12 protein-coding genes, 1 tRNA gene and 1 pseudogene are annotated in these 10,431 nt (G+C 63.6%); 8 read left to right on the forward strand and 6 right to left on the reverse strand.

Features of this window, described 5'->3' with window-relative positions:
* Positions 1-55 precede the first annotated feature (55 nt).
* A complete protein-coding gene (locus J1C48_RS13450; protein WP_231081788.1) occupies positions 56-1,003 on the forward strand; it encodes an undecaprenyl-diphosphate phosphatase in 948 nt (315 codons plus the stop codon).
* A gap of 35 nt (positions 1,004-1,038) precedes the next feature.
* Here J1C48_RS13450 and J1C48_RS13455 read toward each other — a convergent pair whose 3' ends face one another.
* Together J1C48_RS13455 and J1C48_RS13460 are read right to left on the reverse strand one after the other, a co-directional pair.
* A complete protein-coding gene (locus J1C48_RS13455; RefSeq protein ID WP_207258410.1) occupies positions 1,039-1,797 on the reverse strand; it encodes a sulfite exporter TauE/SafE family protein in 759 nt (252 codons plus the stop codon).
* Positions 1,798-1,837: 40 nt separating this feature from the next.
* A complete protein-coding gene (locus tag J1C48_RS13460) occupies positions 1,838-2,845 on the reverse strand; it encodes a complex I NDUFA9 subunit family protein (RefSeq protein WP_207258411.1) in 1,008 nt (335 codons plus the stop codon).
* A 306-nt stretch (positions 2,846-3,151) separates the two neighbouring features.
* On the opposite strand from J1C48_RS13460, the gene J1C48_RS13465 reads away from it, so the two are divergent.
* Positions 3,152-3,236, forward strand: a tRNA-Leu gene (locus J1C48_RS13465).
* A gap of 390 nt (positions 3,237-3,626) precedes the next feature.
* Here the strand turns inward: J1C48_RS13465 and J1C48_RS13470 are convergent.
* Both J1C48_RS13470 and J1C48_RS13475 read right to left on the reverse strand, forming a co-directional pair.
* Positions 3,627-5,141, reverse strand: a complete 1,515-nt coding sequence (locus J1C48_RS13470; protein ID WP_207258412.1) for an aldehyde dehydrogenase (NADP(+)) — start codon at positions 5,139-5,141, stop codon at positions 3,627-3,629.
* 103 nt (positions 5,142-5,244) lie between these two features.
* A pseudogene (locus J1C48_RS13475) lies at positions 5,245-5,496 on the reverse strand (dihydroxy-acid dehydratase); the annotation flags it as partial.
* A 193-nt stretch (positions 5,497-5,689) separates the two neighbouring features.
* On the opposite strand from J1C48_RS13475, the gene J1C48_RS13480 reads away from it, so the two are divergent.
* On the forward strand, positions 5,690-6,421 hold the full coding sequence (locus J1C48_RS13480; RefSeq protein WP_207258413.1) for a GntR family transcriptional regulator: 732 nt from the start codon (positions 5,690-5,692) through the stop codon (positions 6,419-6,421).
* Positions 6,422-6,484: 63 nt separating this feature from the next.
* On the opposite strand, the gene J1C48_RS13485 is transcribed toward J1C48_RS13480, so the two are convergent.
* Entirely contained in the window at positions 6,485-6,724 is a 240-nt protein-coding gene (locus J1C48_RS13485) for a hypothetical protein (RefSeq protein WP_207258414.1), read from the reverse strand.
* A 171-nt stretch (positions 6,725-6,895) separates the two neighbouring features.
* Between J1C48_RS13485 and J1C48_RS13490 the strand changes: the two genes are divergently transcribed.
* The 5 genes from J1C48_RS13490 (at position 6,896) to J1C48_RS13510 (ending at position 10,344) form a co-directional block, all read left to right on the forward strand.
* Complete coding sequence (locus J1C48_RS13490) at positions 6,896-7,537, forward strand: DUF433 domain-containing protein (RefSeq protein WP_207258439.1); 642 nt, start codon at positions 6,896-6,898, stop codon at positions 7,535-7,537.
* 29 nt (positions 7,538-7,566) lie between these two features.
* Positions 7,567-7,941 (forward strand): DUF5615 family PIN-like protein, encoded by a 375-nt coding sequence (locus J1C48_RS13495; RefSeq protein ID WP_207258416.1) that lies wholly within the window; start codon positions 7,567-7,569, stop codon positions 7,939-7,941.
* A gap of 330 nt (positions 7,942-8,271) precedes the next feature.
* On the forward strand, positions 8,272-9,492 hold the full coding sequence (locus tag J1C48_RS13500; RefSeq protein ID WP_207258418.1) for a tyrosine-type recombinase/integrase: 1,221 nt from the start codon (positions 8,272-8,274) through the stop codon (positions 9,490-9,492).
* On the forward strand, positions 9,489-10,079 hold the full coding sequence (locus J1C48_RS13505; RefSeq protein WP_207258420.1) for a hypothetical protein: 591 nt from the start codon (positions 9,489-9,491) through the stop codon (positions 10,077-10,079). The genes J1C48_RS13500 and J1C48_RS13505 overlap by 4 nt, the downstream gene beginning before the upstream one ends.
* A 67-nt stretch (positions 10,080-10,146) precedes the next feature.
* Positions 10,147-10,344, forward strand: coding sequence for a helix-turn-helix transcriptional regulator (locus J1C48_RS13510; protein ID WP_207258422.1), 198 nt, complete (start codon positions 10,147-10,149; stop codon positions 10,342-10,344).
* Here J1C48_RS13510 and J1C48_RS13515 read toward each other — a convergent pair.
* Positions 10,336-10,431, reverse strand: a 96-nt coding sequence (locus tag J1C48_RS13515; protein WP_207258440.1) for an IS3 family transposase, incomplete at its 5' end; no start/stop codon positions are given. The two genes, J1C48_RS13510 and J1C48_RS13515, sit on opposite strands and share 9 nt — an antisense overlap.

The raw sequence follows: 10,431 nt of genomic DNA on the forward strand, positions 1-10,431 counted from the left end.
GCCACGCGCCGAGACGACACGGGCCGGCACGGCCGATGGCGCAAGGAGAGACGTCTTGGATCTTGGAGCCTTTATCGACGCGGCAGTCCTCGGTGTGGTCGAGGGGCTGACCGAGTTCATCCCGGTCTCTTCCACCGGCCACATCCTGCTGCTTGGCCATTTTCTGGGTTTCCATTCGACCGCCCACACCTTCGAGGTGGTGATTCAGCTCGGCGCGATCCTGGCGATCCTCCTGGTCTATTTCTCGCGGCTTTGGCAGCTCTTCATCACCCTGCCGACCAGCGCCCGCAGCCGGCATTTCGTCATCGGCATCCTGGTCGCCTTCCTGCCGGCGGCGGTGATCGGGGCGATGGCGCACGACTTCATCAAGCGGGTGCTGTTCGAGACGCCGATGGTGATCTGCATCGCCCTCGTCGTTGGCGGCATCCTGCTCTTGGTGATCGACAAGGTGCCGCGCAAGGTGCGCTACGACAACGTCATGGACTATCCGCTGTCGCTGTGTCTGGCGATCGGCTTCTTCCAGTGTCTGGCGATGGTTCCCGGCACCTCGCGCTCCGGCTCGACCATCGCCGGCGCGCTGCTGATGGGAGCGGACAAGCGTTCGGCGGCCGAGTTCTCCTTCTTCCTCGCCATGCCGACCATGACGGGCGCCTTTGCCTATGATCTCTACAAGACCCGCAACGAGCTCTCGATGGACGATTTCGGCCTGATCGCCGTCGGCTTCATCCTGGCCTTCATCTCGGCGATCTTCGTCGTGCGCATGCTGCTCGACTTCGTCTCGCAACATGGCTTTGCGCCTTTCGCCTGGTGGCGGATCGGTGTCGGCACGCTCGGCATGGTGCTCTTGTTGACCATTGCCCCGGCCGACGATCAGGGCCAGCCGGAGCCGAATAAGTCGCTAAGTGTCGAGGACATCATCGGCGGGCCGGCGAAGGTGGCGGTGGCCAACGAACATGTCTCGGCGGGCAAGAGCCAGCGGGTTGCCCCCAGCAACGCGCAATAAAGGGCCCGTGATCGGCACGAGCAAGCGGTGCAGCGTCAGCCAAGGAGCGCCCCGGCGCCGCGGCGAAGGAGATCGATCGCGAGCAGCGCCAGGATCACCGTCAGCGCCAGACGAAACAGGCGCTCGTCGAGGCGCTTGAGCAGCGCCGTGCCGGCCAGCGTGCCGGCAAAGCCGGAGGCAGCCATGAGCGCGATCAGGCCGGCATAATCCGACAACGTGACGCCCAGCGCGAAGAAGGCGACGAGCTTCAGGGCGTGCTGGCTGGCATTGATGGCGGCAAGCGTCGCCACCAGGCGCTGGCGGTCGGGAAACGCCTTGGCAAACAGCGCGGCATTGACCGGGCCGGCGGCGCCGACGAACATTGCGAGCAGCGTCGTGAAAAGGCCGGCAAGGGCGGTGCCGAGCCGGCCGACGCCCGCGACCTTCGGAATTTTGGCGAAGGTGACGATCAGAATGAATGCGCCGAGGACGAGATCGAGGGTCGCTTCTGGCAGGGCGACGACGGTATGGGCTCCGATCCATGCCCCGGCGAGGGCGCCGAGAAGAAACGGCGGCATCACCCGCCACGCGACGGCGCGCCGTTGCACCATCAGCCGGCCGGCATTGGAACACAGCTGGACGACGGCGTGGACCGGCACCAGCACCGCGACCGGCAGGACCAGGCTGAGGACGGCGATCAGCGTGATGCCGCCGCCGAGCGCAAAGGCCGCCGTCAGCGCCGAGGTGAAGAAGCTGACGGCGACAAGGAGAGCGACGGCACCGCCGGATAGATCCGGCGGGAGAACGGCCGTCATCGGGGGCCCGATCGGCGCGAGGGATCGATCGGCGTCAAGCTCAGGCGACGCCGTCCCGATTTTCCGCATCGAGGCCACCGGCCTGGGGCTGCGGCTTGGTGAACTGGCCCTGGGGGCGGAAGCGGATCAGATAGCTCGGCAGGATCGCCTCGAGGGTGCGCGGCGCGCAACCGAAGGCCTCGAGCGTGCGCCCCTCGGCCTTGGCGGCGTCGGAGACGACGTTGTCGGTCTTCAAAAGCGCGACCTGATCCTCGGTCAGCGGCGCGCCGGGCAGGAAGCGCGATAGCCGCGCCAGCGTCGACGCGGTGCCATAGGGGATGGTGACGAAGCGGCGCTTGCGATCGATCACCCGCAGCATCTCTTCCATCATCTCGCGGAAGGTCAGGACTTCCGGTCCGCCGAGTTCGTAAATTTGGCCCGTCGCCACCTTACCGTCGACCGCGTCGGCCACCGCCTCGGCGACATCGCCGACGAAGATCGGCTGGTAGCGCGTCGTGCCGCCGCCGATCAGCGGCAGGAACGGCGAGAAGCGCGCCATATTCGCGAAGCGGTTGAAGAACGCGTCCTCGGCGCCGAAGACGATCGAGGGGCGAAAGACGCTCGCCTCGGGAATCGTCTCGAAGACGGCGGCTTCGCCGGCCGCCTTGCTGCGGGCATAGGCCGACTTGGCATTGGCATCGGCGCCGATCGCCGACATCTGGACGAGATCGGCGCCAACCCCGCGGGCGGCCTCGGCGACGGCTCTTGCGCCGAAATTTTGCACGGCGTCGAAGCTCTGGCGGCCGTTCTCGGCAAGAATCCCGACGAGATTCACCACATGGTCGGCATTTTCCACCGCCCGGTCGATTGTCCAGCGATAGCGCAGATTGGCCTGGATCGGCAGGATCTGGCCCATATTCCCGGCGATCTGCAGGTGATAGGCGAGATCCGGCCGGCGGCAGGCGACGCGAATGCGATGGCCACGGTGGGCCAGCGCCCGCGCCACGTAACGCCCGAGAAAACCGGATCCGCCGAAGAGCACAACCGTCTTCTTCAAACCGACCGCCATGGTATCCGCTCCTTCGTTCTTAACAGGGCCGCAACCTGGTGCGGCCGGCCGGGCCGCGGGCGATGGTGCGCCGCGTCATCATTCCGGCAAAGCTTCTCACCGAGCTCATAACCCGTCCACTGCGCGAGGTGAAGGCGCGATTTCAACCGGGTTCCAACCTTTCACCCCCGACGCATCCTCGACGGTGCCAGTGTGGTGCGCCGGCCCGCGCTTCACCGTCGGCTAGGCTCATTCACAAGGTTAGGGCGCAACTTGCATAAATCCGCGTTGACAGGCGAGAGGCCAGCTTCTAAAGGTCCGCCCCGAGCCCAGGTGGCGGAATTGGTAGACGCGCACGGTTCAGGTCCGTGTGCCGCGAGGCGTGGAGGTTCGAGTCCTCTCCTGGGCACCAAATCCCGGTTTTGAGCGGTCCTAGACGCTCAAAACTGACGCCCCCCCCCCCCGAAAAAATTGAACTAGCCAGATCGATGGCCGTTAACGCGCGGCTTGGAGCGTTTGGCCGTCTGCGCGATCTGGTGCGCCGACGCTGTTTGGTGCTCTCGCTTGACCCGCCGCTACCGTCGGTCTGCCTTTGCGGTTTTGCGCGACAGGCTTTTGGGCAAGTGGGTCCGATCACGACAGTTCGCACGGCCGAAAGAAAGGCCCCGTAACACCACGCGGCGTTACGGGGCCTTGTCATGGCTGGCGAGATGGTCTTTGCGGAGCATGGACTCGATTCAAGGGATCTAAGCGTTTGACACCGCCCATCCGCGTCTTGCGGGTTGCCGCGTTGGTTACAGCCTCACTTGAGATCGGCTGGAAGAATCGCTTCGGCGATGTTCTGGTAGCAGACCGGCCGCAGGAAGCGGCGGATGGCGAGCGTGCCGACCGAGGTCGCGCCGAAATTGGTCGAGGCCGGGTAGGGGCCGCCATGGACCATCGCATCGCAGACCTCGACGCCGGTCGGAAAGCCGTTGGCGAGGATGCGGCCGGCCTTGCGCTCGAGGATCGGCAGCAGCGCGCGGGCCGCGTCGGCGTCGCCGGCGTCCATGTGCAGCGTCACGGTGAGCTGGCCGTCGAGACCGCGGGCGAGCTGCGCCATCTCGTCGAGATCCTTGACCCGGACGACGATGCCGAGCGGTCCAAACACCTCCTCGGTCAGCGTCTCCTCCTTGGCGAAGGTCTCGCCGGTGGTCTCGAAGAGATAGGGCGAGGCGTGGCGGGACGTCTCGGCCTCGCCGATCAGCGCGGTGACGCCGGCGGTCGCCTCGACGCGGGCCGCCCCCTTGCGATAGGCCGCGGCGATACCGTCGGTCAGCATCGCCTGCTTGGCGACGTCCTTGGCCGCTTCCAGCGCCGCCGCGACGAAGCTGTCGGCGTGCGAGCCCTCGATCACCATCGCGATGCCGGGATTGGTGCAGAACTGGCCGGCACCCATCGCCAGCGAGCCGACCCAGCCCTTGCCGATTGCGGCGGCCCGGGCCTTCATCGCCTCGGGCAACAGGAACATCGGATTGATCGAACCGAGCTCGCCGAAGAACGGAATCGGCTCGGGACGCTTTGCGCACAGATCGAACAGCGCGCGCCCACCGGTCAACGATCCGGTGAAGCCGACGGCCTTGATCAGCGGATGCGTGACCAGCGCCTCGCCGACGTCGCGCTTGCCGCCCTGGACGAGCGAAAAGACGCCCGGATGCAGACGGTGCGCCGTCACCGCGGCGGCGATCGCCTGGGCGACGATCTCGCCGGTGCCGGGATGGGCCTCGTGTCCCTTGACGACTACCGGGCAGCCGGCGGCCAGCGCCGCGGCCGTGTCGCCGCCGGCAGTGGAGAAGGCGAGCGGAAAGTTCGAGGCGCCGAAGACGGCGACCGGACCGATCGGCCGCTGGATCATCCGCAGGTCGGGACGTGGCGCCGGCTGGCGGTCGGGCAGGGCCGCGTCATGGCGGCGATCGAGATAGGCGCCGTCGCGGATATGCTTGGCGAAGAGCTTCAGCTGGCCGACGGTGCGGCCGCGCTCGCCCTCGAGGCGGCCGGCCGGCAGCCCGGTCTCCTCGGTGCCGATCGCGGTGATCGCCGCGCCGCGCTTGTCGATCTCTGCGGCGATGGTCTCGAGGAAGGCGGCGCGTTCGTCGCGGCTGGACGAGGCGTAGGACCAGAAGGCGTCCTCGGCGGCCTTGACCGCCGCGTCGACCAGCGCGGGCGTGCCGACCGAGAATGCACGGGGTTCACCGCTCGACGGGTCGGAACGGAAGGTCTGGCCGGAGGCTTTCCATTCGCCCGCGATCAGATGGTTGCCGGTCAGTTCGAGTGCCATTGAGGACCTCCTTCATCGAAATTCAACATGATCGGCGCCTGAAGGCGCACCGTTTCGGCAGCCCGGGCCCCGTTCGACGGGGGCCACTTTCGCGGCCCTCCAATCAGAAGACGTCCGGCTCGCCCGCGGCCTGACCGAAGCCGCGCTCGAGGAAATCGAAGTCGCAGCCCTTGTCAGCCTGGATCGCATGGCGGGAGAACATCCACTCCCAGCCGCGCCGGAACCGCGGCTCCGGCGCGATCCATGCCGCGCGCCGCCGTTCCAGTTTGGCGTCGTCGACCAGCATATCGAGCCGCCGGTTCGGCAGGTCAAGGCAAAGGATGTCGCCGGTCTGGAGCCAAGCGAGCGGTCTGCCCGCACGCCCCGGCGGACGCCCTGCGTCCGATCGGACGCAGACGGGACGCTCTTAATCTCTGGTTCGACGCGTCGTACTTTCCGAAAATCGATTCCGATTTTCGGGTCGATGCTGTAAAATACTAATATTTTTATCACTCTCGCGTCAGCTCTGTTACAGATTTCCGTGTGGGTGAGTCGGGGGGCGGGCATCGATGATTTCGCAAGGCGCAGCGATCGGGGGTGACGAAGTCGAGTTCCCCCGCGACGTCGAGCGTCGTCCGCTTGCCTCCCGCGGCATTTACGGATCGCTGCGGCGCCGGATCGTCGATCTGCGGCTAAAGCCGGGCGCGCTGTTGTCGCGTGCTCAGCTCGCCGAGGAATACGGCGTCAGCCAGACGCCGGTGCGTGACGCGTTCTTTCAGTTGCAGCGCGAGGGATTGGTTGAAATCTTTCCTCAGTCCCGCAGCCTCGTTGCGAAGATCAACGTCGATCATGCCCGCGAGACCCAGTTTTTGCGGATCGCGCTTGAGGTCGAGGTGGTCAAATGTCTCGCCATCCAGGCCGACGCAGGGATCACCGCGCCGGCGCGTCGGATTGTCCAGGCGCAGATGGTGGCCGTCGATGAGGACGATCTGGAGCGATTTTCCATTCTCGATCAGCAGTTTCATTATGCGCTCTGCGATGCCGCCGGCTATCCCAGGCTGTTGCGGGTGATCGCCGAGCGGTCGGGCCATATCGACCGGTTGCGCCGGCTCAGTCTGCCAGATCCGGGCAAGATCACCACCATTTTGACCTGCCACGACGCGATCCTGACCGCGATCGAGGCGGCTGACGTGGCGGCGGCGGAGGATGCCGTGCGGCGTCATCTGTCCGGCACGCTGAGCGCTTTACCGAGCATCATGCAGCGCTATGCGGAATTCATGGAGGTGCCGGCCAAGGGCTGAGCGGCGCGTCCCGTTTCTCACGACGTGCCTGGAGTGCTCTTCGAGCCGCTTCTGGCTCTCCATTTATCCCGGCTTTGCAAGCGTGATGCGCCGGTTGACATGCGCCGTCGTCTCCCGCTCGCCGAAAGGACGCGAGCGCTGCAGCCCGCTTCCGTTCCGACCGCCGGCCCGGGCAAAGGTCGCGATCGCTCCGCTGACGAGTTTTGACAGGGCCTCGCCATACGCTTCGCCCTCGACAACCGCCGCAGCCGCGAGGACCTCGGCATCACCGACCGCCCCCTCGCCGAAACCTTGCGCGACCATTATTGGGGCTGGGAGGCCCAGTGCAGGGGAGAGGAGGATGCAGCGAGATGTATCGCGTGGCCGCTGAGCGCCTATATATGTTGCGAAGTTTGCGATCGCCGGTATACGGTCACGCAACTTCAGTCTGCAATTTTTGATTTTATCGAAAAGCTTAGAGGTTTGGCGAGAGGAATGAACAAGGTGAATGGCAAGGCGGTTGTCGCAGCATTTACCGAAGACCAGGCCGAACGTTTGACCGGCGTAAGCTGTCGACAGCTGCGCTATTGGGTTCGGACGAATTTCTTTCTCCCGTCGATCGAGTCGGGTCGGCATGAGAATGCGATCCGCCTTTACTCGTTTCGCGATCTGGTCTCGTTGCGGGTCTTAGCTGAGCTTCGCAACACGCGCCGAATTTCCTTGCAGCATCTGCGCGGCGTGAAGGAGCGTTTATCGCATTTGGGCGATGATCTATGGGCGAAGACAACGCTCTACGTTCTCGGCAAGGAGGTCGTCTTCGTCAATCCGGAGACGAAGGTGAAGGAAAGCGTGATATCGGGGCAAGGTGTTCTCGAGATTCCTCTCAAGGTCGTGACGGGGGACATGAAGCAGGCGGTAGCCGCGTTGCGGCAGCGGGACGAAGAGCTCCTCGGCACCTTCGCCCAACATCGTGGCCGCGCGCACAATCAGCTTGTCGTTGCCGGGACGCGGATCCCGGTCCGCAGCATCAAGGCGTTTGCCGACGATGGCTGCAGCGTCGATCAGATCTTACGTGAATACCCGACCTTGACGCGTGTCGACGTCGAGGCGGCTATCCACTATGAACCGGCCGTTTGAAGTCGCGGCGGCCGGCACTTCGTGTTCTCTTGGACGAGGGCGTTCCAGCCTCGGTCGCTGATGCCTTCCGCGAGATGGGGCATCAAGCGATCCTTCATCATGAAGTTCTTGCGGAAGGCGTCGCAGACGATATCGTCTGCACGGCAGCGCTCGCCAATGCGGCGATCCTTATTGCGCAAGACAAAGATATGAAGAAGATCGTGCAGCGCTTCGGCACGATCACGCCGGATGATCGCTTCGCACGTCTCAATATGGTGCGCTTGTGCTGCAAAGAGACGCTGGCCGTAAGCCGCGTTCGGCACGCGCTCGGATTGATCGAGTACGAATGGTCGGTCGCCAACGCCAAGGCGGCACGGCGCCTGTGGGTCGAGATCGGATCACATTATATCAAAACCTATCGCTGAACGGCCGGCAAAGTGCAGCGAACGATCGCGAGATATCGCTCTGGTTGGCCGAACTATCGCCGCTGAACGCGCGATGGCCGCGCCGGCCCGGCCCAAATTTTTGAAATTTTTGGTGGGCGCGTTGGGACTCGAACCCAAGACCTACAGATTAAAAGTGACATCCAATAGAACAAAAGGGAACAGCGGCGAACGACGATAGACGCCGATAAGCCTTGATATGCGTGCCTTTTCGTGTTTTCTCACGTTCATGGCCGTTCATTCAAGTTTCGCCAATATGGAACCCTATCGGAACCCCGGCCGCAGAAACCGAAAAAATATCGGTAGGTCGAGATGCCGCGCAAGAATTTGACGACCCGCTTTGTCGAAACCGTAAAGATTGAGACCCGAACCGACTTTTGGGATGATGTCGTGCGTGGGCTCGTGCTCCGCGTGTCGCCGACGGGCGTCAAAGCCTGGACTGTCGTTTACAGCCGCGAGTCGGATGGCGAGAAGCGCCGCGTCACGCTTGGCAAGTTCCCCGCGCTATCGTTGGAGAAGGCTCGTCGCAAAGCGCTTGACGCTGTGGCCGCGGTTTCGGACGGGATGGACCCTGCTGGCGACAAGCGCGCTCGTCGCGAGGCCATGACGGTTGCTGAACTCGCAGACCTCTATGTCGAGCGCTACGCCAAGCGGAACAAGAAAAGCTGGGCGGAAGACGAGCGCATCCTACGGGTGGACGTGCTGCCAATGATCGGCCGCATAAAGGCGGTGGCCGTCAAGCGCCGCGACCTGCTCGACATCATCGACGCCAAGGCTGAGGCTGGGAAGCTCACGCAATCGACGCACATCCTGGCGGTGGTGCGGAAGATGTTCGGCTGGGCTGTAGACGAGGAGTATCTTGAAGTCTCGCCGGCCGCGGGTATCCGACCTCGAGCTAAGCCCGTCCAACGAGATCGGGTGCTATCGGCCGACGAGGTGCGGCGCATCTGGAAAGCGCTACCGGATGCCGCGCTACGGCCTGTCACGGTCGAGGTGTTTAAGCTCCTGTTCCTCACCGGCCAGCGAAGCGGTGAGGTCTGCGGAATGAGGCGGGGCGAGGTCGACCTCGACAAGGCGCTTTGGACGATCCCCAGCGAGCGGACAAAGAACGGACTGACGCACGTGGTGCCACTTTCGCCGGCCGCGCTCGCCGTGGTGGAGCGGGCAATGCGACGGGCCGGAGATGAAGCCTCGGCGCCCCTTTTTACTCGCACCGGCGAGCCGCTCGAGAGCAACGCCATAGCCAAGGCGGCGAAACTGAAGCTCCAGATCCTCGAAGAACGGTGGACGCCCCACGACATCCGCCGGACCGTCGCGACCATGATGGGCGACATCGGCATCCTTCCGCACATTGTTGAAGCTGTGCTCAACCACATCAGCGGCTTCCGCGCTGGCGTCGCCGGCATCTATAATCGAGCGAAGTATGAGCCGGAGAAGCGTCGCGCACTCGCGATGTGGGCCGAGTATCTCGATTCAGTTGTTGAAAGGCGGCCTGGGAAGATCGCGCCGTTTGCGGCGGGGAATGCCGCATGATCGGCTCCATTCTCCACCTCTACGACGTTTACACGATTGAGCAACTATGCGCTGATCTCCCTGCGCATGCTCAAGAGGAAGCGTGCGGGGGCGTCCAAGGCGCAGTGCTCGGTTTCGGAATTGCCGTCGATTACGAAAATAGGGAGATCACAAAGCGCTATCTCGACGACTGGGGACGGAAGTTAGCCGCGGTCCGGACAACGAGCCGTACGCTGGAGCAAAACAGGGGGCTTTTTGCCTCGGTAGATTGCGAAGTGGCTTCGACATTCAAGAACCTGCAAAGGATGGAGGAGGCGCTTTCGCTTCTGATCTCGACTTGGCGAGGGGTCGATGCAAACCGCGGCCAAACGAGTTCCGCAGAGCACGAGACCGGGTTCATCGTGCAAATTGCGCGAGTGTGGGCGAAAGCTCACGGTATCGAATTCTCCGCGCTCAAGATGTCGGAAAGCCGCGACAACGCCGCCATGACGTTCATTGAAAGGGTCGTCGAACCGGCCCTTACGGCAGCAAAGTCGAGGAAGACCAAGAACCTTCCCCGCCACATCAAAGAGATCGTGTACGAAACTAAGAAGCAGATCACCGCCTAGTTCTGTTCACGGACGCATCCGCATCGGTCCTAACGTCTCCGTATGCTAAAGCACGGAGACAAACGTCATGGAACTCAAAAGCATAAAGGAAGCATGCCACATGCTGGGAGTGTCGCGCACGACACTTTGGCAGATGGGAAAAGATCCGACCTTCCCGAGGCCGATCACCATTTCAGCTGGCCGCAAGGGATTCGTCGCATCGGAGCTTGATGAGTTCATCAAGGCGTGGCCTGCTGCCGGTTTTTCGGACACGCAGTTAAGCTAACATAGCTTTCTCCTCGAACTCGACGGGGCTCATATAGCCCAATGTCGAGTGCCGTCGCTGGGGATTGTAGAAGCGCTCGATGTAATC

Origin of the sequence: Jiella flava (assembly GCF_017349315.1) — a bacterium.
Lineage (GTDB): Bacteria > Pseudomonadota > Alphaproteobacteria > Rhizobiales > Rhizobiaceae > Jiella > Jiella flava.

What these genes read in the sequence shown, in the direction of transcription:
- J1C48_RS13490 (WP_207258439.1), top strand. Translation starts at nt 6,896, where the DNA reads ATGAACAAGGTGAATGGCAAGGCGGTTGTCGCAGCATTTACCGAAGAC.
- J1C48_RS13500 (WP_207258418.1), top strand. Translation starts at nt 8,272, where the DNA reads ATGCCGCGCAAGAATTTGACGACCCGCTTTGTCGAAACCGTAAAGATT.
- J1C48_RS13510 (WP_207258422.1), top strand. Translation starts at nt 10,147, where the DNA reads ATGGAACTCAAAAGCATAAAGGAAGCATGCCACATGCTGGGAGTGTCG.
- J1C48_RS13460 (WP_207258411.1), bottom strand. Translation starts at nt 2,845, where the DNA reads ATGGCGGTCGGTTTGAAGAAGACGGTTGTGCTCTTCGGCGGATCCGGT.
- J1C48_RS13480 (WP_207258413.1), top strand. Translation starts at nt 5,690, where the DNA reads ATGATTTCGCAAGGCGCAGCGATCGGGGGTGACGAAGTCGAGTTCCCC.
- J1C48_RS13455 (WP_207258410.1), bottom strand. Translation starts at nt 1,797, where the DNA reads ATGACGGCCGTTCTCCCGCCGGATCTATCCGGCGGTGCCGTCGCTCTC.
- J1C48_RS13470 (WP_207258412.1), bottom strand. Translation starts at nt 5,141, where the DNA reads ATGGCACTCGAACTGACCGGCAACCATCTGATCGCGGGCGAATGGAAA.
- J1C48_RS13505 (WP_207258420.1), top strand. Translation starts at nt 9,489, where the DNA reads ATGATCGGCTCCATTCTCCACCTCTACGACGTTTACACGATTGAGCAA.
- J1C48_RS13485 (WP_207258414.1), bottom strand. Translation starts at nt 6,724, where the DNA reads ATGGTCGCGCAAGGTTTCGGCGAGGGGGCGGTCGGTGATGCCGAGGTC.